The organism is Streptomyces physcomitrii (assembly GCF_012273655.1).
GTDB classification, from domain to species: domain Bacteria; phylum Actinomycetota; class Actinomycetes; order Streptomycetales; family Streptomycetaceae; genus Streptomyces; species Streptomyces physcomitrii.
The window spans coordinates 459,265-483,657 of the sequence record NZ_JAAWWP010000001.1 but is presented as its reverse complement, the minus strand read 5'-3'; the positions used below and the strand labels follow the sequence as shown (position 1 = coordinate 483,657).

Below are 24,393 nucleotides of genomic sequence, written 5' to 3'. Positions count from 1 at the left end.
GGGAGGGCGCGGTGGACGAAGAGGGCGCGGTGGACGAAGAGGGTGCGGGAAGCGTGGGCGACTCGGCGGACGGTTCGGTGCGCGTGGAAGGCCCAGGGCGCGCGGGCGGCTCGGTGCGCGCGGACGGCTCCGGGTCGCGAGCGGTCGGTACGGAGGGGCCGGGGGCCCCGGGGCCGCCCGAGCCGCCGGGTGCCGGGGCCGAACGGCCGCCCGGCGAAGGGGGGTTGGGCTTCCCCGGGCCGGGATCCTGCTCCGGGCTCGGGGAGCCGTCGGCGGGGTCAGGGCCGGGGGAACCGGGTAGCGGCCGGGCGGGTCCCGGGACGGTCGGGGTGGCCGCGGGGTTGTCGAGGGCCTGTTCCGAGGCGCTGTCCCAGGCACCGGGGCTGGCGGGGGTGCCGGGCGAGTCCGGCGGTGCGGAGTGCCGTTCGCGGCTCATCGGGCCACCTCCCCGGCGGCCACCGGGACAGCGGTCCGGGGAGCGGCGGTCCGGGGATCAGTCGCCTGAGGGTCGGCAGTCCACGGATCGCCAGTCCGCGGATCAGCAGCCCGCAGATCAGCAGCCCGCGGATCGGCCTCCGGGGGGGATTCCTGGGCCAACGGCGGTGATTCCCAGTCCAGTTGGGGATCCCCGGCAGCTCGGGGGTCCTCGCCCGCCGGAGCCTTCCCACTCTCTGCGGCAGTGTGACCCATGGGCTCCGGGCGGGCCTCGGCAGCAAGGGCTCTGGCAGCGACCCCGGCGGAGTCGACAGCAACATCACCGTCGGGAACGAGGCCGATCCCGGAAGCGGAACCGATCCCGGAGGCGGAACCGGTGCCGGAGGCGGAACCGGTGCCGGAAGCGGAACCGGTGCCGGAAGCGCTGTCGATACCGGAGTCGGTTTCGCTACCGGATTCGGCACCCGAAGTACCGCCCCCCGCAAGGGACTTCAGCGGCCCACGGCCCTCCGCCCCAGCCGCCCCCCATCCCCGCTGAGTCGTTTCGCCAGTCAGCCCGCCAGACAGTCCGCGAGCCGGTCCGCCAGGCAATCCGGCAGCCGGGGCACCGGCCGTCCCACCGCCCGCCGCACCAGCCCTCACGCGGCCCCCCGAGGAGGTCGGCGTCCGGGCCCAACTCGGCCTCCGCGGATGCCCCGCACGCCGGCGCACGGGCCTCTCACCGCTCTCGCCGCCCTCGGTGGTTTCGGCGGTTTCGGCGGCCGTCCAGTGGCCGGGGAGGTGGACCTCCGCGGGGACGGCGAAGGGCAGGGGTTCACCGGCGGCGTCGAGGAGTTCGCGGGGGACGGGGCAGTGCGAGACGATCTCCAGGTAGAGGGCGCGGAAGGCCTCGATGTTCTGCTCGACGGTGAAGAGTTCGAGCGCCCGGGCACGCGCCGCCGCGCCCAGGCGCGCGCGGCGCGCGGGGTCGCGCAGCAGGCCGAGGCACGCCTCGGCGAGCGCCCGCGGATTGCGCGGCGGCACCACGAGCCCCGTACCGCCGATGACCTCGACCACGGCGCCGACGTCCGTGGAGACGGTGGCCCGGCCGCAGAACATCGACTCGACCAGGCTGATCGGGAAGCCCTCCACCACGCTGGAGAGCACGACCACGGCGCCCGCGGTGTACGCGGCGGCCAGGTCCGGGACCTCGGGTGAGCCGATCTCCTCGAAGGAGACGGGGTTGACCCCGACCTCGTGCGCCCCCGCGGCCTCGTCGGGGAAGAGCTGGGCGGCGAGCACCCGGCACTGGGCGAGGTAGGCGGCGGCCTCCTCCCCCTCGGCGGGCGCCCCGATCACCCTCAGCCGGACACCGGGGCGCTCCCGGCGGACGGCGGCGAAGGCGTGCAGCAGGCAGACCAGGTCCTTGGCTGGGTCGACGCGGCCGATCCAGACCAGGGTCTCCTGGTCGCCGCGGCCGGTGCTCTCCCCCGCCTCGGCGAAGCGGGCGGCGTCCATGCCGGGGTAGACCAGGCGCAGCTTGGCGCGCTCGGCGCCGCAGCGCTCCTGCCAGCGCCGGGCATGGGAGTTGCCGGGGGTGATCAGCGCGGCGCGCGCGTAGACCTCCTCGGCGAGGCGGCCGTGGAAGGCGGCGAGCAGGGCCCGTACCGCGGGTGCCGAGCGGGAGGCGTCCCCCGCGCCGAGGTAGTGCGCGCGCAGCTGCACGCCGTACTCGGTGACGAGCAGCGGCACCCCGTGCAGCCGCTGGGCGAGCAGTCCGGGCAGGGCCGCGCTGCCGCCGCTCGCGGCGTGGCTGAGGTCGGCGGCGGCGAGCCCGTCCTCGGCGTACCAGTCGAGGGAGAGCGGACGCAGCGCGCGTTCGATGTGCGCGGTGACGTCCAACAGGTCGCCGACGCGGGCGAGTTGGGCGGCGCGCGGAGCGCCGGGCGCGCGGCAGGCGCGTTCGAGGGCGCGCACGGCGGTCTCGGAGCGCAGGGCGGCGGCGAGTCCGCCCTCGGTGCGGGCGAGGTCGGCGAGCCCGTACAGCGCGTTGCGGAAACGGTCCGCCTGGGGGGCGTGCTCCTCCCCCGGCGGCACGGGCCGGGGCTCGGTCAGGGCGGCGGCGAGCTCGGCGTAGAGCGCGGCGAAGCGGCGGCGGGCGCGCCTGCCGAGGGCGGGGCCCTCCTCGGGCGGCGTCCACAGCGGGGCGGTCCGCACCCGGGTGACCCCCCGCGGCAGCCGGACCCAGCCCTCTTCCTCCTGGCGGCGGCTGCGGCTGAGCGCGTAGAGGTCGAATTCGTGCGGCCCAAGCCCGCGTACGAGCCGGTCGCACCAGAGTCTCGCCTCGCCGCTCACATACGGATAGCCGCCCTCGGTCAGCAGTCCGATACGCACGCGCACACCTCCGATCTCCGTTGAGGGGAGCCGTGGTTGACCGCACGGCCCGCAGCGGAGACGAACGTATGCGGACATGTCGATGGCGCGACGGACAACCGTCCGTCGCGCCATCAGAAGGGGTGAACGCGCGTAACTTTCCCAGAGGTATGACGTTTACCCGCGAGAGGGGCAGTTCGGTCACCCGGTGTCAGGTGAGAGCCAACTCCCTGCGGACGGCGCGGCGTTCGGCGGCCGCGTCCGGATCGAGGGCGGGGACCGCCGCGAGCAGCTCCTTGGTGTACGGGTCCTGTGGCGCCCCGTAGACCTGCTCGGCCGGTCCGTACTCCACGATCCGCCCGCCGCGCATCACCGCCACCTGGTCGCTGACCTGCCGCACCACGGCGAGGTCATGCGCCACGAAGACCAGCGCGATCCCCAACTCCCGCTGGAGTTCGGCCAGGAGCGCGGTCACCTGGGCCTGGGTGGTGACATCGAGGGCGGAGACCGGTTCGTCGCAGACGATGATCTCCGGTTCGGCGGCGAGCGCCCGGGCGATGCCGACCCGCTGGCGCTGGCCGCCGCTGAACTCGTGCGGATAGCGGTCGTAGTGGTCCGCCCGCAGGCCCACCCGCTCCAGCAGGGAGGTGACCCGCTCGCGGATGCCCTCCTCGTCCCGCCGCCCCTGGGCGCGCAGCGGGTCGGCGATGGACTCCCCGATGCCGCGCCGGGGGTTGAGCGAGGAGACGGGGTCCTGGAAGACCATCTGGAGCCGCGGCCGCCCGCCCGTCTGCTTCCGGGTACGTGCCCCGCCCGCCCCGGGGTCCTTGCCGAGTCGCCGGCCGTCCTGCGCACCGGATCCCCTGCCGGACTCCTGCCCGGTGAACTCGAGCCGCCCCGCGGTCGGTTCGAGCAGGCCGACGATCATCCGCCCGAGGGTGGACTTGCCACTGCCGCTCTCCCCCACCACACCGAGCGTCTGCCCCCGGTACAGGGTGAGCGAGACGTCCTCGACCGCCGCGAAACGGTGCCGCCCGCGGCCGAACTCCTTGCGCAGTCCCTCCAGTCGAAGCACCGGCTCCGCCTCGGCGACCCGGCGCTCGCGGGCGTCCTCCAGGCGCGGCACGGAGCGCAGCAGCTCCCGGGTGTACGTCTCGCGAGGGGTCGAGAGCACCTCGCGGATCGGGCCGCGCTCCACCGCGCGGCCCTCGCGCATCACCAGGATCTCGTCGGCGCTCTCCGCCGCGACTCCCACATCGTGGGTGACCAGGAGCAGGCCGAGGCCGGTCTCCTGCCTCAACTGGTGCAGGAGATCGAGGATTTGGGCCTGCACGGTCACATCGAGGGCGGTGGTCGGCTCGTCGGCGACAAGCAGCCGCGGTTCGCAGGCGAGCGCCATCGCGATCAGCGCGCGCTGGCGCATGCCGCCGGAGAACTCGTGCGGCCGGGAGCGCGCCCGCCGGGCGGCATCGGGGATGCCGACCCGGTCGAGCACCTCGACCGCCCGGGCCCTGGCCGCCCGCCGGTCGGCCTTGTGGTGCACCCGGTACACCTCGGCTATCTGGGCGCCGACCGCGTAGTAGGGGTCGAGCGAGGAGAGCGGATCCTGGAAGACCATCGCCGCGAGCCCGCCGCGCAGCCGTCTCAACTCCCGTTCCCCGGCGGCCCCTACGTCGACACCGGCGACCTCCACCGAGCCGGAGAGCCGGGCCCCGGTGCCGTGGTGCAGCCCGAGCAGGGCCGCCGCGACCGTACTCTTGCCGGAGCCGGACTCGCCGACCAGGGCGAGCGCGCCGCCCTCGTCGAGGCGGAAGGAGAGCGCGTCGACGGCCCGCAGTCCGCCGAAGTCGACCGTCAGGTCCCGGACGTCGACCAGGCTCATGAGAGCACCACCCGTCGGTCGGCCACCGCGTACAGCAGATCGGCGACGGCATTGGCGAACACCACGGCGAAGCCGACGGCGAGCATCACGCCCACCACGATCGGCAGGTCCACCACCTGTACGGCGTGCACCAGTTCACGCCCGATGCCGGGGATGCCGAACAGCGACTCGGTCAGCACCGAGCCGCCGACCAGGGCGCCGATGTGGTTGGCGTTGAGGGCGATCAGCGGGGCGAGCGCGCCGCGCAGGGCGTGCCGCCCGACGATGGCGCGCTCGGGGACCCCGTACGCCCGGAAGGTGCGGATGTGGTCCTCGGCAAGGGTCTCCAGCATCGAGGAGCGGGTCATCCGCGCGAAGGTGGCGGACTCGGCGAGGGCGAGGGTCACCCAGGGCAGCAGCAGGTTCCAGGCCCACTGCTCGGGGTCCTCCCCGAAGGGCACGTACTGCGGGAAGGGCAGCAGTTCCCACTGCCCGCAGACCAGGACCATCAGGACCAGGCCGAGCACGAAGACCGGCACCGCGGTCCCCGCGAGGGTCAGCGTGGTCAGCACGCGTTCGGTGAGCCCGCCGCGCCGCCAGGCCGACAGGACCCCGGTGCCGACCCCGATGATCAGCCAGAGCACCACGGCCCCGGCGGCGAGCGAGACGCTGGCCGGGAGCTTCTCCAGGAGCAGCTGGGTGACCTCGCGGTCGCTCTGGTACGAGAGGCCGAGGCAGGGGGCGTCGCAGTGCAGCACGGCGGTGCCGGTGGAGTAGTCCTGCCCGGCGAACAGGCCGGTGAGGAAGTGCCAGTAGCGCACGTAGAGCGGGTCGTCCAGGTGGAGTTGGGCGGCGACCTGCCGGACCTGCTCGGGCGAGCAGCGGGGCCCGCAGCTCAGCTGGGCGACGTTGCCGGGGGCCAGATAGAAGACGGCGTAGACCAGGACGGAGATCACGAAGAGGGTGAGGACGAGACCGCCGAGGCGGCGCAGCACGAAGGAGGTCATACGGCACCCTCCTTGCGCGGCGCGGTGTCCGCGGCCGGGGCCGGCGCCGCCGGGCCCTGCCCCGCGCGGGTGCCGACCCGCAGCCGCCCGGCGGCCCGGGGGTCGAGCGCGGTGCGCACCCCGTCGCCGAGCACGGTCAGGGCGAGCACGGCGGTGAAGAGCAGTCCGGCGGGCAGCAGCAGGTACTGGGGCGCCGCCTGGTACCAGACGTCCGCGGCGGCGAGCATCTGCCCCCAGGAGGCGGTCGGCGCCTTGACGCCGACGCCGAGGAAGGAGAGCGCGGACTCGATGACGACATTGACCGGGAAGAGCAGCGCCGAGTAGGTGAGCACCGGGGCCGCGAGTCCGGGCAGCAGTTCCCGGCGGGCGATCCGCCAGGTGTTCCAGCCGCTGAGCCGCGCGGCGGCCACGTAGTCGAGGGACTTCAGGGCGATGGTCTGGGCCCGCACGATCTTGGCGATGGTGCCCCAGGCGACGAGCCCGATGATCAGCGCGACGAGCAGCGGGCGCGGGAAGTCCTCGGGCACGACGGCGAGCATGGCGAGGGCCATCACCACCAGCGGCAGCGCGATCACCACATCGGTGAGCCGGTCGAAGAGCTGGTCCACCCACCGGTTGCCGAGCCCGGCGGCGAGCCCCACCGAGACCCCGACCGCGACCTGGATCAGGGTCGCGCCGAGCGCCACCCCGAGGGAGACCTGGGCGCCCTCGGCGAGCCGGGCGAACAGGTCCCGTCCGGTCTGCGGTTCGACGCCCAGCCAATGGCTCCCGCTCGCGCCGCCGAAGGAGCCGATCGGCACCCCGCCGCGGGCGGAGTCGACCAGCTCGGGGTGGTAGGTGGTGGAGTCCGCGCCTTCGAGCAGGATGAGCAGGGGGGCGGTGAGGGCGAACAGGACGAGGAGCCCCGCCACCGCCGCCGCGCAGAGGGCGGCCCGCTGTGCGCGCAGCCGCCGCCAGAACGTCCCGGCCCCGGCGGCCGGGGCGGACACCACGACGGCGTCCACCCCGACCGGGGAGGTCAACTGAGCCTCACTCATGCTTACTTGACCGCGACCTGCGAGATGTCGAGCACACCGGTCCAGTCGCTGATCACGATGTTCCGGACGTCCTTGCCGTAGAGCCGCTTGTAGACCGGGTGGGTCAGCGGGACGACCAGCGCCCGCTTGCCGATCTTCTCGTCCAGGGCTCCCCAGCGCCCGGCGGCCTCGTCCAGGTCGGTCAGCTTGTTGATCTCGTCGATCTCCTTGTTGACCGCGGGGTCGTCCAGCTGGCCGGTGTTGAAGTTCGCGCCGTCCCGGACGATCTGCCGTCCGTCGAAGATCGGGGCGAGGAAGGGGCCGCCGGAGGGCCAGTCGGCGCCCCAGCCGGTGAGGAAGAAGCCGGGCTCGTCCTTCACGCTGTGGATGACGTCGCCGTACTTGTTGTCCTCGAGTCCCTTGAGGGAGACGGTGATTCCGGCCTTCTTCAGGGCGTCCTGGAGGGCGGCCGCGGTCTCCGGGTTGCCGCGTCCCACCGTGGTGCTGGAGTGGGTGAGCGTCACCTTCAGGCCGTTCCGGTAGCCGGCCTCGGCGAGGAGCTTCCTGGCCTTGGCCGGGTTGCCCGTCTTCCCGGCCGGGAAGTGGTCGTGGCCCGTGGAGCCGAAGGCCTTCTGCTCGGGCAGGAAGGTGGTGGCGGGCTCGGCGAGCGAGGAGCCGCCGGCCGCGTTGACGACGGAGGTGCGGTCGACGGCGTAGGCGATCGCCTGGCGCACCTTCGGGTTGTCGAAGGGCTTCACCTTCGGGTTGAAGGCGATGTAGTCGGTGTAGCCGAAGTGGCCGGTGCCGACCCGGGCGGCCAGCTTCTTGTCGCCGGTGATCTTGGACAGCTCGGCCGGGCCGAGGTTGGTGTCCGTGGTGACGGCCGCCGCGTCGGCGCCGGTGGAGGCGGAGAGGCGCTGGTTGACGACCGAGGGGTCGAGCCCGGAGCGCACATCGATCCGGTCCGGGTAGGCGAACCGCTCCTCGTCGGTCTCCCGCGACCAGTGCGGGTTGCGCTTCAGGGTGATCCGCTCACCGTCGTTCTCGTTCTCGACCACCTGGTACGGCCCCGAGGAGACCGGGTGCTCCTCGTACTTGGTGCCCTTGTCCCTGGCCTTCGGCACCGGCGCGAACTGGGTCTGGGTGGCGAGCAGCGGGAACTCGCCCTCGGGCTTGTTCAGCCGGAAGACGATCGTCCGCTCGTCCGGGGTCTCGATCGAGTCGAGGCCCTTCTTGCCCTTGTCCTTGTAGGGGCCCTGGTAGTCGGCCCCGCCGATCAGCCAGTCCCGCAGATAGGGCGCCCCGCCGGAGAGCTCGGCGGCGAAGGACCGCTCGATGCCGTACTTGATGTCCGCCGAGGTGATCGGCGAGCCGTCCTCGTACTTCAGGCCCTTCTTCAGGGTGTACGTCCACACCGTGGCGTTCTTGCTGGCCCTGCCGGTGTCGGTGGCAAGGTCGGGGACCACCTCGGTGCCCTTGGCGCCGTCCTCGCGGTTGCGGGTGGTCAGGGTGCGGAAGACCAGCGAGGGGACGTTGCCGCCGCCGGAGGTGTAGAGCCGGGCCGGGTCGAAGTCCGTCTGGGGCTCGGAGTTGAGGACCCGCAGGGTGCCGCCCTTCTTCGGCTTCGCGTCGTCGCCGGAGGCGGCGTCGCTGTCCTCAGGTCCGCAGGCGGCCGCGCCCGAGGCCAGGACCAGGCAGACGGACGCCGCTGCCACGCGGCGGGCTATGACGGACGATTGACGCATCGGAAGGCGACCTCTCAGGAGTGCTGCGGGAACCGCTCGGAGCGGGAGCGAGCGGGAACGCGGGAATCGCGGAAGACCGGTTCCGCGCCCGGGCGGGCACGTCGAGGAGGTCGGCGGGCGCCGGAGGACACCGGTGCCCGCGACATCACGGGGAGAGCCGTACGGCGGCCCTGGAGCGGGCCGGGCCGGGACGGCGGGAGAAGCTGACGTACGCGCCGGGGGCGGGGGTCAGCGACAGTGGATATCGGCCACGCACAGTGCGGTCACGCCGAAGAGCGCCAGCTCAAGAGCGGCGTTCTGGGCAGCACGGTGGGACGACATGCGCAGAAATATGGACGAGTTCGCGCCGGATGTCAACGCGGATCCGGCGCACTCGCCTCCCGCGCCCCTCAACTGTTGGGATACACCCAGGCGTTGGGCTTGCAGCTGATGCCCTCGTAGCTGAGGAACTTGGTCTGCTGCTGCATGACCGGCGCGAGGGCGCCGTCCCGGGTGCAGGTCACATGGTTGAAGCCGAGCCGGTGGCCGACCTCGTGGTTGATCAGCATCTGCCGGTACGGGTGGATCAGCTTGTCGCCGAAGGTCTCCGCGCCCTGCGCCCAGCGGTAGGCGTTGATCATGACCCGGTCGGTGGCCGCCGAGTCGCAGGAGACATTGTCCTGGGTGGTGTCGAGTCCTGACTTGGCGCACCAGTCCGCGGTGGTCCCCGGACTCGCCAGGGTGATCACGAAGTCGGGGGTGCCGGAGGAGACCCGCTCGAAGGTCCGGCCGCCGCCGTGCGCCCAGCTCCGCTCGTCGTTCAGGGTCTTCTGCACCGCGGTGGCGAACAGGCGGCTGTCCAGGCCGAGCCCCTTCTCCACATCGATCCGGTAGCGGAAGAGCTGGCCCTTGCCGGGCGCCTTGGCGAAGCCGGGCACCGCCTCGAAGTCGCCGGGACCGTCCAGCTTCGCGTCCAGCGGGAAGACCGTCGCCATCTTCTCCGCGTACGTCACCGGCTTCGGGTCCGCGTGCGGCTTGCTGTCGGCGGGGGTGGGCCTGCGGTCGGAGCGCGAGGCCGAGTCCTCCTTGTCGCGCTCGCCGCCCGCGGCGCCCTGCGCCCGGGCGTCATCGTCGCGGCCGGTGAACTGCCCGGCGACCACGACGGCCAGCACGGTGGTCACCGCCGCGGCGGCGATTCCGGTCATGGCCCGGCTCTTGCTGCGCGCGCGGGCCCGGCGGGGCTCGCCGGGGCCCTGGTCGGCGGTGTCGGCGGTGTCGTCAGGAGTCCGCGGTGTCGTCCGCGTGTCGAGTGCCACGTCTTCGTCCTCCGGTTCAGCTGCCGGGGTCGGGTCGGGGGGAAGAGCGGTGGAGGACCCGGTGGCGGACGAGGTGGGGGCTCCGCTGCGCGGAGTGAACACGGACTCGTCGTCGAAGGCGTCGAGGTAATCCTGACGCGGACCGCCGGGACGAGGCGCGGGTATGAAGGCGGCCCCGCGACCGGAGGTGGTCGCCTGGGCCGGAGCGGACGGGGCGGAGGGGACCGGCCGCCCGGGAGGAGCGGTCGGAGCGGAACCGCGCGGCGGACCCGCCTGCCCCGGCCCCCCGCCGAGACGGCCCCAGCCGCCCCCGGCCTCCCGCTGCTCGGGGTGCCCGCCGCGGACCCTGGGGGTGCCGTGGGCAGGAGTGCCGTCGAAGGGCGGGCGGGGCGTGCCGTGCGCGGGAGTTCCGTCGATGCGAGGACGGGGGGTGCCCTGGGCGGGGGTGCCGTCGAAAGGGGGCCGGGGCATTCCGTGTGCCGGGGTGCCGTCGAACGGCGGGCGAGGCGTCCCGTGTGCCGGGGTGCCGTCGAAGGAGGCGCGGGGGGTGCCGTGCGCGGGGGTGCCCTCGGTGCGGGGGCGGGGGGTGCCGGGGGGTGGGGTGGCCCCCGAGGGGCGTGGGGTGGCCCCCGAGGGGCCGGTGGTGGGGCGGGGAGCGGGGGTGGGGCGTGGGGCCGGGGCCGCTTCGGGGCGGAGGGCGGGGGTGCCGTCGGGCGGGGTGTCGGTGGCGCCGTCGCGGCGCCTGCGGCCTCTGCCGCCGGCCGCGCCCGGGACCACCGGGAGGGCACCTGTGTCGCTGTTGTCCGCCGGTCCGCGGCGCCTGTGACGTCCCACTTCCCTGCCTCAGCTCCCCGTCGCCGTGCGGCTCAACTCGCCTGTCTCCGCGAGGAGTTCGCGGAAGGCGTCGGCCACGGTGTCCGGGTATTCCATCATCGCCACGTGTCCGGCCTCCGGCAGGGTGAGCAGTCGGGCGTCGCGGAAGGCGCGGGCGGCCCGCCGGGCCATGCGAAAGGCGACCAGTTGGTCCCGGCCGCCGTAGACGAGGAGCGTGGGTGCGAGGACCCGTTCGGCCTGCCGCCACAGGCCGTACCGGCCGCTGAGCGTATAGGCGTTGACGATGCCACGAGCCGAGCGTGCCATGGCGTCCCAGAAGTACGGAAGGGCGAGTCGCCGCTCCATCTCCTCGACGGCGGCGGTGACTTCCTCGGGGGTGACCCGGCGCGGGTCCCCGTAGCAGAGGGCCATCACGCCGCGTACTCGCTGCTCGGGGGTCCAGTCGCGGCTGATGCGGGTGAAGAGCCTGGCCACTCCGGGCACCGCGAGCAGTCCGGTCGGCACCGCGGTGCGCTGAACCCGCAGCTCCGGCAGGGCCGGGGAGACCAGGGTGAGGGTGCGCACCAGATCGGGGCGCAGGGCCGCGACCCGGGTGGCGACGGCCCCGCCCATGGAGTTGCCGAGCAGGTGCACCGGCTCCCGGCCGCGGGAGTCGAGGTAGCGGATGACCGCGCGGCAGTGGCCGCTGATCGAGTAGTCGCCGTCGTCCGGCGGCGGGGAGTGCCCGAAGCCCGGCAGGTCGAGCGCCTCGCCGTCCACCGCGGTGTCGAGCAGCCGCATCAGCGCCGACCAGTTCGTCGAGGAACCGCCGAGCCCGTGCACGTACAGCGCCCGCGGCAGTCCCTCGGCGGCGGGCGGGCGGGCGCGCACCGTCAGGGAGAGCCCCGGCAGCGCGACCGACCGCACCTGCTCGCCCTCGGCGGCCCGCACCGGGGCCGGTGTGGGTACGGCGGCGGCGAGTGCGCCGGGCAGGTCGGTCGAAGACATGGGGGCAATGTTACGAGACGATCACGCACAGAACCGTGTGTTCGGCGTCACAGATTGCCTGGCGCGGGTTTGAACCGTCTCCTACCCTCGTAAGGGCGGCTCCCCGGGGCAAAATGGGCACATTCGTACGCGGGTGTCGCCGGTGTTCGCCGGGCTGCCGCGGCAGGGACACGCAGACGATCGCCGCCGGAAGCAGGCACACACCGCCGGAACGGCTACGGACGCGGACGGAGCGGCTGGTGTACCCGGCCCCGCACCGGGCACGCGCCCGGCAGCCGCGGACCGCGACCCGGGAAGAGGACATATGACCGTCGACCCGACCGACCCCGAGACCTTCGAGGCAGGCACCGTCCCCGCGAACCCCGAGGAGGTCGAGGCCTCCGAGGGCGACGCGGCGGAGCAGCAGGCCGACCTCGCCCCGCTGCGGGACGAACCGGTACCCCCCGACCGCTCCACCGACGAGGCGGACGAGGCGGACCGCGCGGAGCAGTCCCGGGTGGTCGCCCTGGACGAGGACGACTACCGCTGAGGACCGCCGGCGGGCACCGCCGAGGTCCCGGGGCAGCGTCACGATTTCCTCCATGGCGGCGGCCGGACCTCACCTTTTGCCTGGCTATCGCCCCATTCCGGCCCGGCCCCGGCCTGAATTTCTGTGCCCGCACCACGCACAGCCGGGTTACCGAAAAGTACGATGGCGTGCCGGCGCACCTCGCGCCCGGTCGATCTTGGGAGGCGGCGTGACAGCCACAGAGCAGACAGAGGCAGCACGCCCGCGGGGAACACGGCTGCCGCGGCGGGCCCGCCGCAACCAGCTCCTGGGCGCGGCCCAGGAGGTCTTCGTCGCCCAGGGTTACCACGCGGCGGCGATGGACGACATCGCCGAGCGCGCGGGCGTCAGCAAGCCCGTGCTCTACCAGCACTTCCCGGGCAAGCTGGACCTGTACCTGGCCCTTCTCGACCAGCACTGCGAGGCGCTGCTCCAGGCGGTCCGGGCGGCGCTGGCCTCCACCAACGACAACAAGCTGCGGGTGGCGGCCACCATGGACGCCTACTTCGCGTACGTGGAGGACGAGGGCGGCGCCTTCCGGCTGGTCTTCGAGTCGGACCTGACCAACGAGCCCGCGGTGCGCGAGCGGGTGGAGCGGGTCGGCCTCGACTGCGCGCAGGCCATCTCCGCGGTGATCGCCGAGGACACCGGTCTGCCCGAGCAGGAGTCGATGCTGCTCGCCGTGGCCCTCGGCGGGGTCTCCCAGGTGGTCGCCCGCTACTGGCTCTCCAGCAAGAGCGGCATCCCGCGCGACAAGGCGGTGGAGCTGCTGACCTCGCTCGCCTGGCGCGGCATCGCCGGTTTCCCGCTCACCAACTAGGCGCCGGTTCCGGCTCACCGACCAGACGTCGGCCCGGCCGCGCCGCCGCCCCCGCGCTGTTCCCGTCCGGTGTTCGCTACCGGCATGTGCGCACGGCGCCTGAGGGGTCTCGCGGCCCGGCTAGGGTGTGCCAGGTACCGCGCGGACGGCCGCGCACATCACTGACCGTCGGAGGGACAAAGCCGTGGAGGTCAAGATCGGCGTGCAGTACGCGCCGCGCGAGATCGTTCTGGAGAGCGGCCAGAGCGCCGAGGAGGTCGAGGCCGCGGTGGCCGAGGCCCTGGCGGGCAAGTCGCCCCTGCTGAGCCTCGTGGACGACCACGGCCGCAAGGTCCTGGTGCCCTCGGAGAAGCTCGCGTACGTGGAGATCGGCGAGCCCACCGCCCGCAAGGTGGGCTTCAGCGCACTCTGAGGCCTCCCGGCCGGTGAACGGCCGCGGCAAGGCCCGCGCACGGAGGAAGGCCCGGTGGTCCGTCGACCGCCGGGCCTTCGCCGTGCCGTCCTGCGGGACTGCGCCGTGTGCTCCGTGGCTTCGCCGCGGGCCGCGGGTTTCGCCGCCCGCGGCGTACGGAGCGGTGCGCACCCCGTACGCACCGTGCGGGCACATCCTCCCCACAGGGCAGGGTTGCGCTTTGCCGTCGGGGGGTAGACCGGCAGTGACCGTTACGCACCTGGCCTGCGCGGGAGGGACCACTCATGATCGTCGAGGCGCTCGGCTCCGCACTTCTCGGCCTGACCCTGGCCTATCTGGCCGGACGCCTGCTCGCGGACCGGCTTCCCGGCCGGAATCTGGTGCTGCCCACCGGGCTCGCGGGCGGACTGCTCGGCGCCTTCCTCACCCACAGCGCGCTCGGCGCGGGTCATCTGCTCGCCACCCTGGCGGGCGGTGTCCTGGTGGCCGCGGCGGTGCTCTCGCTGCTGATCAGGCCCCGCCGGATGCGCCACTCCGCGCACGCCTGAGCCGCGTACGTCCCGCGGCCCCGGCGCGCGCCGGACGAGTGCTCAGGCCGCGAGGCCGAGGGCGGCCATCCGCTTGGTGTGGGCCTCGGTGATCCGCGAGAACATCTTGCCGACCTCGGCGAGGTCGAAGCCGTCCGCGAGGCCGCCGACGAGCATCGTGGAGAGCGCGTCGCGGTCCGCCACCACCCGCTGCGACTGCGAGAGCGCCTCGCCCATCAGGCGGCGGGCCCAGAGCGCGAGCCGCCCGCCGACCCGGGAGTCGGCCTCGATCGCGGCGCGCACCTTCTCCACCGCGAAGCTGGCGTGGCCGGTGTCGTCGAGGACCCCGAGCACCAGGTCGCGGGTGTCCGAGTCGAGGCGGGTGGCCACCTCGCGGTAGAAGTCGCTGGCGATCGAGTCGCCGACGTAGGCCTTGACCAGACCCTCCAGCCAGTCCGAGGGCGCGGTCTGGCGGTGGAAGCCGTCCAGCGCGGAGACGAAGGGCTCCATGGCCTCGCCCGGTACCGCGCCGATCGAGGACAGCCGGTCCCGCAGCCGCTCGAAGTGGTGGAACTCCGCCGAGGCCATCTTGGCCAGCTCCGCCTTGTCCGCGAGGCTCGGCGCCAGCTTCGCGTCCTCCGCGAGCCGCTCGAAGGCGGCCAGTTCGCCGTAGGCGAGCGCCCCGAGCAGGTCGACCACCGCCGCGCGGTACTGCGGGTTGCGGGAGGCCGCCGCCCAGTCCTGCGAAGCGACGGGGGCGGGCTCGGCGGAGGCGTTGTCAGGCGTCGTCATGGAGTGCACGATAGCCGTCTCTCCGCGGCCCGGAAGTTCCTGGTCATCGAGTGTGACGACGGCTACGTGAGTCGATCGGCCATTCGCAGATGCGTCAATCCGGGGTATGGTGGTAAAGCGCCCGCAGGATTGCGCGGCCATTCCGCCCGGCCTTCTCCGGGTCGGCGGACTGGCGACGCGTCCCGGCGGGCAGTCACGAATGAGGATGCCCGGTCGGTGGCCCGATCGGCTCCGACCCGACAGCCCTCCGGCGGTACGGCACAGTCGCGTACGGCTCAGGAGGGGCCCTCCGCGGTAAGAGCGCTCGAGCGTCGGCAGTGGTCCCTTGCCACTCGGCCCGCCTCGCAGGTGGCCGGTTTCCCGGCACGGTCACGACCCCCGCGTTCGCCTCGCGCCGCGTCTCACAGAAGAGGCATCACCCTGAGTACCGAGCCTACGCAGACCACGACTTTCCGAGACCTCGGCATCCTCGCCGAGACCGCCGAGGCCCTGGAGGCCGTCGGCATCACCACTCCCTTCCCGATCCAGGAGCTGACCCTCCCGGTCGCCCTCTCCGGCACCGATGTGATCGGCCAGGCCAAGACCGGCACCGGCAAGACCCTCGGCTTCGGCCTGCCCCTCCTGGAGCGGGTCACCGTACCCGCCGACGTGGAGTCCGGCCGGGCCACCCCCGAGGACCTCACCGACGCCCCGCAGGCCCTCGTCGTCGTCCCCACCCGCGAGCTGTGCACCCAGGTCACCAACGACCTGCTCACCGCGGGCAAGGTGCGCAACGTCCGGGTCCTCGCGATCTACGGCGGCCGCGCCTACGAGCCCCAGGTGGAGGCGCTCCGCAAGGGCGTCGACGTCATCGTCGGCACCCCCGGGCGGCTGCTCGACCTCGCGGGCCAGAAGAAGCTCAACCTCGGCCATGTGAAGAGCCTGGTCCTGGACGAGGCCGACGAGATGCTCGACCTGGGCTTCCTGCCCGACGTCGAGAAGATCATCAACCTGCTGCCGGTGCGCCGCCAGACGATGCTGTTCTCGGCCACCATGCCGGGCGCCGTGATCGGCCTCGCCCGCCGCTACATGTCGCAGCCCACGCACATCCGCGCCACCGCGCCGGACGACGAGGGCGCCACCGTCGCCAACACCGCCCAGCACGTCTTCCGGGCGCACTCGATGGACAAGCCGGAGATGGTCGCCCGGATACTGCAGGCCGAGGGCCGCGGTCTGGCGATGATCTTCTGCCGCACCAAGCGCACCGCCGCCGACATCGCCGAGCAGCTCCAGCGCCGCGGCTTCGCCTCCGGCGCGGTCCACGGCGACCTGGGCCAGGGCGCCCGCGAGCAGGCGCTGCGCGCCTTCCGCAACGGCAAGGTGGACGTGCTCGTCTGCACCGACGTCGCCGCCCGCGGCATCGACGTCGGGGGCGTCACGCACGTCATCAACTACCAGTGCCCGGAGGAGGAGAAGACCTACCTCCACCGCATCGGGCGGACCGGCCGGGCCGGCAATTCCGGCACCGCGATCACCCTGGTCGACTGGGACGACATCCCGCGCTGGCAGCTCATCAACAAGGCGCTGGACCTGGCCTTCAACGACCCGGTCGAGACCTACTCCACCTCCCCGCACCTCTTCGAGGAGCTCCGCATCCCCGCGGGCACCAAGGGCGTACTGCCCCGCTCCGAGCGGACCCGCGCCGGACTCGGTGCCGAGGAGGTCGAGGACCTCGGCGAGACCGGGGGCCGCGGCCGCGCGCCGCGTACCCAGGAGCGGGAGCGCGAGCGCCCGGCGCGCACCCCGCGCCGCCGTCGCCGCACCCGCGGCGGCCTGGCGGACGAGGCCACCGGCACCGCCGGGGCACCGGCCACCGAGGCGCCCGCCGCCGAGGAGTCCGGCGAGCCGCGCACCCCGCGCCGTCGCCGCCGCACCCGCGCGGGCGCGGCGTCCGAGACGGCCGCCCCGCAGCAGCCGGAGACCGCCGCCGTGGCGGCCGTCGAGACCGCCGAGGGCGAGGCCGCCAAGCCGCGCCGCCGCCGGACCCGCAAGAGCGCCGAGTCGGCGACCGAGGCGGCCCCGGCCGCGCAGGCCGCCGAGGTGCCCGCCCAGCAGGACGGCGCGGAGGCCAAGCCCCGGCGCCGCACCCGCGCCAAGGCGTCCGCCGCCGAGGGTGCCGAGCAGCCCGCGGCCACCGCGGAGGGCGAGGCCGCCAAGCCGCGCCGCCGCACCCGCGCCCGTAAGAGCGCGGAGAGCGCCCCGGTCGCCGAGGCGGCCGTGGAGGGCTGAGCCCGCCGCACTCCAGCCGCTGGGCGCGCAGACGGTAAGGCGCCGACGCGGTACGGGACTTGAGGCAGCAACCGGACGGCCCGGACCCCGCGAGGGATCCGGGCCGTTCGCGTACCCGGGGGCGCTCAGGACCGCGGGGCGGGCAGTTCCTCGCCGGTCTCCAGGAGGGTCTTGAGGCCGGAGAGCAGTGGGGGCCAGCCGGTGCGCACCGACTCCAGGACGGTGCTGTCGGGTCCGAAGCCCTCGTGGGTCACGGTGAGCCTGACCGTCTCGCCGAGCGGCTCGATCTCGAAGGTCACCCGGGACCGCGGCTCGGCCGCCATCCGCGCCCGCACCTCCTCGCTCATCGAGACGGACTCGGCGAACTCCGGGGTGAAGGTGTGCCAGGTGTACGCGAGCCTGCGGCCGGGCTCGGCGGCGAGGACCACCTGCTCCGGGTCGCTGACCGTCACCCCGGACTGCTCCCAGCTCATCGTGGCGCCCGGCTGCCAGTCGGTGCCGAAGGTGACGCCCCAGTACCGCCGAGTGAAGGCGGGGTCGGTCAGCGCCTGCCAGAGGCGTTCGGGCGTGGTCCTGATGTACGTCGTGTAGACGAACTCCTCGCTGTGTGCCATGGGTTGCTGCTCCAATGCGGTCTTGAGATCGGCGAGCGCGCCGGCCCGCGCCCGGTCGTACCGGGTGATCCACCGCTCGGCGATGGCGTTGATCGGCACCGCGTTGAGGTAGTGGAACTTCTCGCGGCCACGCCGGACGGTGGTGATGAGGTTGGCCGCCTCCAGGACCGCCAGGTGCTTGCTCACCGACTGCCGGGCCATGTCGAGGCCGGTGCACAGTTCGCGCAGGCTCTGCCCGTCGCGGAGGTTGAGGCTGTCGAGCAGCCTGCGGCGGCTGGCGTCGGCCAGCGCCTTGAAGACCTCGTCCATCGCCCGCCTCCTCAGGGTTGCCGGTTCCGTCCTCCGTCGGCGCGCGCCGCCGAGGAGGAACATGCAGCCGGATGGCTGCCTTTTCACGATAGGCAGCCATCCGGCTGCATGTCAAAGGCCGGGGCCCGTACGCCCGCACCGGACCGCCGGATAGCCTTCGGCGCATGAGCAGGCCCCCGACCTTCGCCCCGCCGCCCCGCGCCCGCGTCTACCGGCTGGAGACCGCCCGCGGCGGCTTCGCCGTGGTGGACGCCCCCGCCGCCACCGAGCGGGTCCGCGGCACGGCCCTGCTGCTGCCCGGCTACACCGGCTCCAAGGAGGACTTCGGCCCGCTGCACGAGATCCTCAACGCGGCCGGGTACCGCACGGTCGCCGTGGACGGCCGCGGCCAGCACGAGTCCGCCGGCCCGAAGGACGACCAATCGGCGTACGCGCAGGCCGAGTTGGCCGCCGATGTGCACGCCCAGGCGGCCGCGCTCGGCACTCCCCTGCACCTGCTCGGGCACTCGCTCGGCGGACAGATCGCCCGGGCCGCGGTACTGGACGACCACACGCCCTTCCGCTCCCTGACCCTGATGTCCTCCGGCCCCGCCGAGATCTCGGCCGCGCAGCAGGAGCGGGTGCGGCTGCTCGGCAGCGTGCTCGGCGAGATCGACATGGCCGAGGTCTGGGAGGCCGTCCAGGCCTTCGAGGCGCAGGAGGAGGGCGAGCCCGGCGTCGACGAGGGCGTGCTCGACCCGGGCCCCGGGCGGCAGCAGCCCGAGGCCGCCGACCCGGACCGCTTCCGGCGCCGCTGGCTGCTCACCTCACCGGCCCAACTCCTCGCCACCGGACAGCAGTTGTGCACCGAGCCGGACCGGGTCGGGGAACTCGCCCGGGTTCCGCTGCCGCTGCACGTGATCTCCGGCGCCACCGACGGCATCTGGCCGGTGCCGCTCCTGGACGAGATGGCGCTGCGGCTCGGCGCCCGGCGCACGATCGTGCCGGGCGCCGACCACTCCCCCAACACCGACCGGCCGAAGCCGACGGCGACGGCGCTCGCGGCCTTCTGGGACGAGGTGGACCCGTACGAGGGGGACGAGGCGCACTCGTACGAGGAGAAGGGCTGACCGGTGGCCGTCCGGCACCCGGCGGCGACGGCGCCCGGAGCGCGGCTCGCCGGGCTCCTCGGCGGCCGTCGTGCTACCCCTCCTCGCTCGCGGCCGAGCGCCGGGCGGCCTCGGCCCGGACGGTCTCGCGCAACTCCTCGGGCGTGAAGCCGAGTTCGCGCAGGATTCCCGCGGCCGGGCTCGCCTCGACGCGGATCAGGCCGAGGAGCGAGTGCTCGGTGCCGACCCGGTCGTGGCCGAGTTCGACCGCGGCGGCGAGGGCCTGCTCGATGGCCTCCTTGCTCTCCGGCCGGAAGGCGATGTGCCCCCGCGGCGCCTTCTTCCCGGCCGGGGGCAGCGCCGCCTCGACCGCCTCGCGGACGCGCCGCTCCGAGCCGGCCTCGGCGAGCAGCATCTCGTAGGCCAGGCCCTGGCGTTCGCCGAGCAGGCCGAGCAGGAGGTGTTCGGTGCCGATGAAGTCGTGCTTGTGGGTGCGGGCGGCCTCCTGGGCCAGCACGATGCCGTGCCGGTTGCGTTCGGTGAACCGGTCGAAGGGGGCGGGCGAATGGCGTTGCTGGGCGGCCTGCTTGGACACCCCGATGGCCTCGCCGACCTCGCTCCAGGAGGCACCGGCGCGCTTGGCCCGGCCCACGTAGTGGTCGACGAGCTGGTCACCGAGGTCGGCCAGGGTCTGATTGCGCAGCTGGGCCTCGCTGATGCGGGCCAGGTGGTCGGCGTCGGGGAACTCTTCGTCGAGGCGGGCGATCAGGTCGGCGAGGCTGATGTCGAGTGGACTCATGCGTCAAGCGTAGATTGACGATGAGCGGATCGTCAATCCGTTCTTGACGATTGGCCGCCCTCGGCGCGCGCGTTGCGGCGGCGGGCCAGGAAGACCAGGAGGAAGAGGGCGAGCGCGAGCGCGGCGAGGACCGCGGCCGTCACGAAGGGCCAGAGCGGATAGCCGGGCTCTCGGTAGCCGGGGTCGTTCGGGTGGTGGGCGCAGTCCGCGGTGATGTCGCAGGCCGCCCACTTGCCCGCCTTGAGGAAGAGTCCCGCCACCACGCCCAGTCCGGTGAAGCCCGCCCCGCACATCATCAGCAGCGCGACCAGGAGGTACCAGGCCTTGGCGGGCCGCAGCGGCGGCTGGGGCGGCCACCGGTCCGGCCAGGCCTCCGGTCCCTGCGGCTGCCGGGGCAGTCGTGGCCCCGGGGGCGGGTGGGGCGGCGGGGCGTTCATACGGGCGCGGCCTCTCGGAACGGCGTCGGTGGTGCCCCCATCCTGCGTGCCGGGCGGCAGCGCCGCCAGGGGCGGCCCGGGGGCGGACGGACCCCCGGGGGCCGATCGGCACTCGGCTCCGGCACCCGCCCGCGCGCCCGTCCAATCAGTACGGCGTCCGCCCGTCCGCTCAGTACAGCGTCTGTACGTGCTCCCAGAAGCCGTCCCGCAGGACGCGCCGCAGGTCGGACTGGCCGCGCAGCGAATACTGGAGCAGCCCCTCCGCCTCCACCAGGAGGTCCTGGTCCACCGAACCCGGCAGATAGGGATGCCCCGGCAGCAGCTCGGCGAGCGACTCGCGCCCCTTGGCGGCCAGCCAGCGGGCGGCGATCTGGGCCCCGACGAAGCGGACGTCCTCCCGGGTGGGCCGCTGCCCGGTGGGGGTCTCGGGGACGCTCAGGGTGCGGCGGGTGACGTACGGCTTGAAGAAGTCGAGGTCGAAGGTGCGCTGGCTGTCGACCTCCCAGAGCAGCGGCTCGGCCTGGTTGCGCGCGTCCGGGGCCTCGATGCCCCAGAGGTGGACGCGGGCGCCGTAGCCCTGGGCGGCCTCGACCGCCGAGACCAGGTCCTCGTCGCCGCCGATCAGGGCGGCGTCGCTGATGGCGCGGTGCCGGGCCAGGGACTCCAGGTCGCTGCGGATGAGGGAGTCGACGCCCTTCTGCTGGTTGTTGGCGTTGAGGTTGCCGAGGCGGACCTTGACGTCGGGCAGTTCGGCGATCGACTGCTGCTCGGCGGTGTGGATGCGGCGGCGGGCGCCGTCGTACCAGTAGACGCGCAGCAGCCTGCTGTCGGCGAAGAGGGTGCGGGCCTTGTCGATCAGCGCCTCGATGAGCCCTTCCGCGTCGAGGTCGAAGGAGCGCCGGTCCTCGGTGCCCGCGACCAGGCGCCCGGCGGCGGCGTAGACGTATCCCGCGTCCACGAAGATCGCGTGGGTGGAGGGGGTCTTGGCCACCTCGGCGAGCACGCGTTGCAGCAGTTCGTTGGTGCGGTCCAGGCGGGCCGCGAGGGCGGGCTGGTCGACTCGGTTGTCCTCGTTCATCGCGGCCCATTGTCCGGGCGGCGGCACGGGGTGCACAAGCCGCGAGGACCGCGATGCTTACGTGTCAGTAATTAGATACGCGAAAATTTTCTTTAGCGTAGGGAATCATTGGGTACTCCAGCCGGTTGTAGGGAGTGTGCGCGAGGCCCCGAGCGGCCTCGCAATCCACTCTTCACGGGCGGGCAACCGCCCCGATCCACCCGCGGGCAGAGAATCGTGCCCGCGGCAGTAGTTCTCCGCCAGGAGGATCACCCGAGGAAGGGAGAAGCCTGTGCGCTTCGAAATCATGCGCCTCGACGACGCCGGTGCCGCGATCGACAGCACCGTCGTGGACGCCGCCTCCGTCAACGGGATCGTGCAGCAGGCCGCCGCCACCGGGCAGCGCCTCTACATCCGGCCCGCCGAAGCGGCCTCGTAATTCCCGTACCCCGCACGGCCGTTACCGAGCACTTCGCTGTTGTCCGTACGCCGTCCCATGCCGCCCCCGCGGGCAGGCAGCCAGAACGCCGAAGCCCCCGCACGCTCCACGGAGCGGGCGGGGGCTTCGCCCGTGCGGGGGTCAGGCGCCGCCCTGCACCACCTGGGTCACGCCGTTGATGATCTGCTGCACGGCGAGCGCCGAGAGCATCATCCCGGCGAGCCGGGTCACCAGGACCACGCCGCCGTCCCGGATGACCCGGATGATCAGCAGCGAGTAGCGCATCACCAGCCAGAGCACGACATGGATCAGCGCGATCGCCGCCCAGACCGAGAACTGCGCGTCGAAGCCGTCCGCGTCCTGCACCGCGAGGATCACCGAGACGATCGCCCCGGGCCCGGCGAGCAGCGGCATGCCGAGCGGGACGAGCGCGACATTGACCTCCTTGGTCTGCTTCGGCTCGTCGGTCTTGCCGGTGAGCAGGTCGAGGGCGATCAGCAGGAGCAGCAGCCCGCCCGCGATCATCAGGGCGGGCACCGAGACATGCAGGTAGTCCAGGATCTGGTGGCCGAGCAGCCCGAAGACGGCGATCACACCGAAGGCCACGCAGACCGCCTGGAAGGCCATCCGGCGCTGCACCTTGGCGGGCCGTCCCGCGGTCAGCGCGAGGAAGATCGGCGTGATCCCGGGCGGGTCCATGATCACGAAGAGGGTGACGAAGAGAGAGGCGAATACGGCGACATCGAACACGGGAGAGCCTTGCGGGAGCGGTGGAACGGTGGACAACGGGGGGCCGGGCACGGGCGGCAGGGGCCGGGGCGTGCCGGGCAGGGCGAACCGGCCGCGGGGTGGCGGCCGGACCGTACGGGAAGCGTCCCGGCGGGAGACACCGCCGGGTGGCGGCGGACGGGCGTCAGGACCCCGCGGTCGGCGCGGGGGCGAGGGGCTGGGCGGCCCTCAAGTACCCGCCCGGGCTCAGGAGTTCACGGTTCCGCCGGTGCCGGGGACGGGGAAGGCGCCGGTGGCGCGGCGGGTGATCTCGCCGTAGACCTCGGGGTCGGTGGTGAAGTCGCCGAGGGAGCAGGTCTTGCGGCTGCCGTGGTAGTCGCTGGAGCCGGTGGCGAGCAGGCCGAGTTCGGCGGCGAGTCCGTGCAGCCGGGCGCGGGTGGCCGGCTCGTGGTCCATGTGGTCGGCCTCCAGGCCGTCGAGCCCGGCGGCGGCGAGGGCGGCGAGGGACTCCTCGGGGACGGTCCGGCCGCGCTTGACGGCGGCCGGGTGCGCGAGGACGGTCACGCCGCCGGCGGCCTTGACCAGCCGTATCGCCTCGAAGGGGTCCAGCTCGAACTTGTCCACGTAGGCGCGTCCGCCGTCGCCGAGCCACCGCGGGGAGAAGGCGTCCGAGACGGTGTCCACCACGCCGAGTTCGACCAGGGCCTCGGCGAGGTGCGGGCGGCCCACCGAGCCCCGGCCCGCGATCCGCGCGACCTGCTCCCAGGTGACCGGCACGCCCAGCTCACGGAGCTTGGCGATCATGCCCTTGGCGCGCGGCACCCGGTCGTCGCGGACGAGTTCGCGGCGGGCGAGCAGCTCCGGCTCCGCGGGGTCGAAGAGGTAGGCGAGCATGTGCAGGCCCACGCCGTCGAGGCGGCAGGAGAGTTCGGCGCCGGTGACCAGGGTGAGCCCCTCGGGCAGGGCCGCGCGCGCCTCGGCGTGGCCCCGGGTGCTGTCGTGGTCGGTCAGCGCCACCACGTCCAGACCGGCCGCGGCCGCCTTCTGTACGAGTTCGGCGGGGGTGTCGGTGCCGTCCGAGGCGGTGGAGTGGGTGTGCAGGTCGACGCGCACGACGCTCGCTCCAGCTCTGCGGGACGGAAGGGGACGCTCCAGGGTAACGGGGCGGGCGCCCCCGCCAGGGCCCTCAGCGGTGTGCGCTCGCGCACTCCCCGGGCGCCCGCGGTGTGCGCTCGCGCCGGACACGAGGGACCGGCGCGGGCCGGATGCGGCGCGACGGGGGGGGCTGGAACTCAGGGCTCAGGGCGAGAGGATGCGCGGGGTGAGGGCGCCGCAGGGCAGCAGGTCGACCTCGGCGCCGGCCTCGCGCAGATCGGTGAGGACCAGCTCGTCGTACATCAGCAGGCCGGACTGCTCGGGCCAGACGATGGCCCAGACCCACAGGCCCATGGCCTCCCCGGCGAACACGGCCCGGTCGGGCGGGCATTCGGCGATGTGCCACAGCGGGGTGGGCCGCCCGGCGGCAAGGACCTTGGCCTGCGGGGGCTTGCCGACGTCGAGGTGGGCGCCGGGGTCGGGACCGTCGAGTCCGGCGTAGCGGGCGCCGAGTCCGACCCCGAGTTCCTCGGCGACGAGCACGAGTTCGCCGATGCCGCCGAGCGGGCCGGGGCCCGAGCAGGCCACCGCGGTCGCCCGTCCGCCGCTGCGGTCGTCCCCCGCGTAGGCGACGCCGGTGAACAGCCAGCCCACGGGGAGCGGCCAGGGCATCCAGACCGGCACCTCGGCCCGGTGCACAACCACGCCGAGCGCCTCGACGCTGGGCGGGATCACGGGTTGCAGTGGGTGCACGGCGCCGTGCACATCACATTGCCAGGAATCGGCGAAGAGACCGGGAGCCCGTACCCGGCCACCGCACTTCGGGCAACTGGGTTCGCCCCTCATGCCACCCCACGGTCCTCCCCGGCACTCCTCGCGTCAAGGACGATCACCCGTCCGGAGGCCCGGCCGGAGCCAGGATTTAGAT

At 73.6% G+C, this 24,393-nt stretch carries 23 protein-coding genes; 7 read left to right on the top strand and 16 right to left on the bottom strand.

Annotated elements, in window-relative coordinates; genetic code table 11:
- Positions 1 to 432 precede the first annotated feature (432 nt).
- From pelF to HFV08_RS01945, 8 genes are all read right to left on the bottom strand, one after another.
- Complete coding sequence (gene pelF / locus HFV08_RS01975; protein ID WP_168535155.1) at positions 433 to 2,808, bottom strand: GT4 family glycosyltransferase PelF; 2,376 nt, start codon at positions 2,806 to 2,808, stop codon at positions 433 to 435.
- Between the two features lie 190 nt (positions 2,809 to 2,998).
- Entirely contained in the window at positions 2,999 to 4,669 is a 1,671-nt protein-coding gene (locus HFV08_RS01970) for a dipeptide ABC transporter ATP-binding protein (protein ID WP_168535153.1), read from the bottom strand.
- Positions 4,666 to 5,655: an ABC transporter permease gene (locus HFV08_RS01965; RefSeq protein WP_168535151.1), complete on the bottom strand. Its 990-nt coding sequence runs from the start codon at positions 5,653 to 5,655 to the stop codon at positions 4,666 to 4,668. Before HFV08_RS01965 ends, HFV08_RS01970 begins: the two co-directional genes overlap by 4 nt.
- Complete coding sequence (locus HFV08_RS01960; RefSeq protein ID WP_168535149.1) at positions 5,652 to 6,692, bottom strand: ABC transporter permease; 1,041 nt, start codon at positions 6,690 to 6,692, stop codon at positions 5,652 to 5,654. The genes HFV08_RS01965 and HFV08_RS01960 overlap by 4 nt, the downstream gene beginning before the upstream one ends.
- Positions 6,693 to 6,694: 2 nt before the next feature.
- Positions 6,695 to 8,416: an ABC transporter substrate-binding protein gene (locus HFV08_RS01955; protein ID WP_168535147.1), complete on the bottom strand. Its 1,722-nt coding sequence runs from the start codon at positions 8,414 to 8,416 to the stop codon at positions 6,695 to 6,697.
- 228 nt (positions 8,417 to 8,644) lie between these two features.
- Positions 8,645 to 8,737 carry an Ms4533A family Cys-rich leader peptide gene (locus HFV08_RS32260; RefSeq protein WP_312885288.1) on the bottom strand — a complete coding sequence of 31 codons (93 nt, stop codon included), beginning with the start codon at positions 8,735 to 8,737 and terminating at the stop codon, positions 8,645 to 8,647.
- 68 nt (positions 8,738 to 8,805) lie between these two features.
- The gene (locus tag HFV08_RS32630; protein WP_446696841.1) at positions 8,806 to 9,711 is read right to left on the bottom strand and encodes a DUF3152 domain-containing protein; all 906 of its coding nucleotides are present in this window, start codon (positions 9,709 to 9,711) and stop codon (positions 8,806 to 8,808) included.
- An 843-nt stretch (positions 9,712 to 10,554) separates the two neighbouring features.
- Positions 10,555 to 11,532, bottom strand: coding sequence for an alpha/beta fold hydrolase (locus HFV08_RS01945; protein ID WP_168535143.1), 978 nt, complete (start codon positions 11,530 to 11,532; stop codon positions 10,555 to 10,557).
- A 304-nt stretch (positions 11,533 to 11,836) separates the two neighbouring features.
- On the opposite strand from HFV08_RS01945, the gene HFV08_RS01940 reads away from it, so the two are divergent.
- From HFV08_RS01940 to HFV08_RS01925, 4 genes are all read left to right on the top strand, one after another.
- On the top strand, positions 11,837 to 12,061 hold the full coding sequence (locus tag HFV08_RS01940; protein ID WP_168535141.1) for a hypothetical protein: 225 nt from the start codon (positions 11,837 to 11,839) through the stop codon (positions 12,059 to 12,061).
- A gap of 208 nt (positions 12,062 to 12,269) precedes the next feature.
- Positions 12,270 to 12,899, top strand: coding sequence for a TetR/AcrR family transcriptional regulator (locus HFV08_RS01935; RefSeq protein ID WP_168535139.1), 630 nt, complete (start codon positions 12,270 to 12,272; stop codon positions 12,897 to 12,899).
- Between the two features lie 184 nt (positions 12,900 to 13,083).
- Complete coding sequence (locus HFV08_RS01930; RefSeq protein WP_040248593.1) at positions 13,084 to 13,311, top strand: DUF3107 domain-containing protein; 228 nt, start codon at positions 13,084 to 13,086, stop codon at positions 13,309 to 13,311.
- Positions 13,312 to 13,595: 284 nt separating this feature from the next.
- Entirely contained in the window at positions 13,596 to 13,859 is a 264-nt protein-coding gene (locus HFV08_RS01925) for a hypothetical protein (protein WP_168535137.1), read from the top strand.
- Between the two features lie 42 nt (positions 13,860 to 13,901).
- Here the strand turns inward: HFV08_RS01925 and HFV08_RS01920 are convergent, their stop codons facing one another.
- Positions 13,902 to 14,630, bottom strand: a complete 729-nt coding sequence (locus HFV08_RS01920; RefSeq protein ID WP_168535135.1) for a ferritin-like fold-containing protein — start codon at positions 14,628 to 14,630, stop codon at positions 13,902 to 13,904.
- Positions 14,631 to 14,978: 348 nt separating this feature from the next.
- On the opposite strand from HFV08_RS01920, the gene HFV08_RS01915 reads away from it, so the two are divergent.
- On the top strand, positions 14,979 to 16,898 hold the full coding sequence (locus HFV08_RS01915; RefSeq protein ID WP_168535133.1) for a DEAD/DEAH box helicase: 1,920 nt from the start codon (positions 14,979 to 14,981) through the stop codon (positions 16,896 to 16,898).
- A gap of 125 nt (positions 16,899 to 17,023) precedes the next feature.
- Here HFV08_RS01915 and HFV08_RS01910 read toward each other — a convergent pair whose 3' ends face one another.
- Positions 17,024 to 17,821, bottom strand: a complete 798-nt coding sequence (locus HFV08_RS01910) for an ArsR/SmtB family transcription factor (protein WP_168535131.1) — start codon at positions 17,819 to 17,821, stop codon at positions 17,024 to 17,026.
- A gap of 164 nt (positions 17,822 to 17,985) precedes the next feature.
- Between HFV08_RS01910 and HFV08_RS01905 the strand changes: the two genes are divergently transcribed.
- On the top strand, positions 17,986 to 18,930 hold the full coding sequence (locus HFV08_RS01905) for an alpha/beta fold hydrolase (protein WP_168535129.1): 945 nt from the start codon (positions 17,986 to 17,988) through the stop codon (positions 18,928 to 18,930).
- Between the two features lie 73 nt (positions 18,931 to 19,003).
- Here the strand turns inward: HFV08_RS01905 and HFV08_RS01900 are convergent, their stop codons facing one another.
- The 3 genes from HFV08_RS01900 to HFV08_RS01890 form a co-directional block, all read right to left on the bottom strand.
- Positions 19,004 to 19,708, bottom strand: coding sequence for a Clp protease N-terminal domain-containing protein (locus HFV08_RS01900; RefSeq protein ID WP_168535127.1), 705 nt, complete (start codon positions 19,706 to 19,708; stop codon positions 19,004 to 19,006).
- 32 nt (positions 19,709 to 19,740) lie between these two features.
- Positions 19,741 to 20,145: a hypothetical protein gene (locus HFV08_RS01895; RefSeq protein WP_168535125.1), complete on the bottom strand. Its 405-nt coding sequence runs from the start codon at positions 20,143 to 20,145 to the stop codon at positions 19,741 to 19,743.
- 169 nt (positions 20,146 to 20,314) lie between these two features.
- The gene (locus HFV08_RS01890; RefSeq protein WP_168535123.1) at positions 20,315 to 21,223 is read right to left on the bottom strand and encodes an NYN domain-containing protein; all 909 of its coding nucleotides are present in this window, start codon (positions 21,221 to 21,223) and stop codon (positions 20,315 to 20,317) included.
- A gap of 271 nt (positions 21,224 to 21,494) precedes the next feature.
- Between HFV08_RS01890 and HFV08_RS01885 the strand changes: the two genes are divergently transcribed.
- Positions 21,495 to 21,641 (top strand): DUF8834 family protein, encoded by a 147-nt coding sequence (locus HFV08_RS01885; RefSeq protein WP_163011107.1) that lies wholly within the window; start codon positions 21,495 to 21,497, stop codon positions 21,639 to 21,641.
- Between the two features lie 141 nt (positions 21,642 to 21,782).
- Here the strand turns inward: HFV08_RS01885 and HFV08_RS01880 are convergent, their stop codons facing one another.
- The 3 genes from HFV08_RS01880 to HFV08_RS01870 all read right to left on the bottom strand — a co-directional run bounded on the left by HFV08_RS01880 (position 21,783) and on the right by HFV08_RS01870 (position 24,311).
- A complete protein-coding gene (locus HFV08_RS01880) occupies positions 21,783 to 22,391 on the bottom strand; it encodes a MarC family protein (RefSeq protein ID WP_040248607.1) in 609 nt (202 codons plus the stop codon).
- 225 nt (positions 22,392 to 22,616) lie between these two features.
- Positions 22,617 to 23,483: a PHP domain-containing protein gene (locus HFV08_RS01875; protein WP_168535121.1), complete on the bottom strand. Its 867-nt coding sequence runs from the start codon at positions 23,481 to 23,483 to the stop codon at positions 22,617 to 22,619.
- 186 nt (positions 23,484 to 23,669) lie between these two features.
- Entirely contained in the window at positions 23,670 to 24,311 is a 642-nt protein-coding gene (locus HFV08_RS01870; protein WP_040248612.1) for a DUF6758 family protein, read from the bottom strand.
- Between the last annotated feature and the right edge of the window lie 82 nt (positions 24,312 to 24,393).

Coding starts and splice junctions, on each gene's coding strand:
- HFV08_RS01960 (WP_168535149.1), bottom strand. CDS start 6,692: ATGAGTGAGGCTCAGTTGACCTCCCCGGTCGGGGTGGACGCCGTCGTG.
- HFV08_RS01940 (WP_168535141.1), top strand. CDS start 11,837: ATGACCGTCGACCCGACCGACCCCGAGACCTTCGAGGCAGGCACCGTC.
- HFV08_RS01895 (WP_168535125.1), bottom strand. CDS start 20,145: ATGAACGCCCCGCCGCCCCACCCGCCCCCGGGGCCACGACTGCCCCGG.
- HFV08_RS01965 (WP_168535151.1), bottom strand. CDS start 5,655: ATGACCTCCTTCGTGCTGCGCCGCCTCGGCGGTCTCGTCCTCACCCTC.
- HFV08_RS01900 (WP_168535127.1), bottom strand. CDS start 19,708: ATGAGTCCACTCGACATCAGCCTCGCCGACCTGATCGCCCGCCTCGAC.
- HFV08_RS01955 (WP_168535147.1), bottom strand. CDS start 8,416: ATGCGTCAATCGTCCGTCATAGCCCGCCGCGTGGCAGCGGCGTCCGTC.
- HFV08_RS01945 (WP_168535143.1), bottom strand. CDS start 11,532: ATGTCTTCGACCGACCTGCCCGGCGCACTCGCCGCCGCCGTACCCACA.
- HFV08_RS01970 (WP_168535153.1), bottom strand. CDS start 4,669: ATGAGCCTGGTCGACGTCCGGGACCTGACGGTCGACTTCGGCGGACTG.
- HFV08_RS32260 (WP_312885288.1), bottom strand. CDS start 8,737: ATGTCGTCCCACCGTGCTGCCCAGAACGCCGCTCTTGAGCTGGCGCTC.
- HFV08_RS01870 (WP_040248612.1), bottom strand. CDS start 24,311: ATGAGGGGCGAACCCAGTTGCCCGAAGTGCGGTGGCCGGGTACGGGCT.
- HFV08_RS01920 (WP_168535135.1), bottom strand. CDS start 14,630: ATGACGACGCCTGACAACGCCTCCGCCGAGCCCGCCCCCGTCGCTTCG.
- HFV08_RS01890 (WP_168535123.1), bottom strand. CDS start 21,223: ATGAACGAGGACAACCGAGTCGACCAGCCCGCCCTCGCGGCCCGCCTG.
- HFV08_RS01925 (WP_168535137.1), top strand. CDS start 13,596: ATGATCGTCGAGGCGCTCGGCTCCGCACTTCTCGGCCTGACCCTGGCC.
- HFV08_RS01910 (WP_168535131.1), bottom strand. CDS start 17,821: ATGGACGAGGTCTTCAAGGCGCTGGCCGACGCCAGCCGCCGCAGGCTG.
- HFV08_RS01905 (WP_168535129.1), top strand. CDS start 17,986: ATGAGCAGGCCCCCGACCTTCGCCCCGCCGCCCCGCGCCCGCGTCTAC.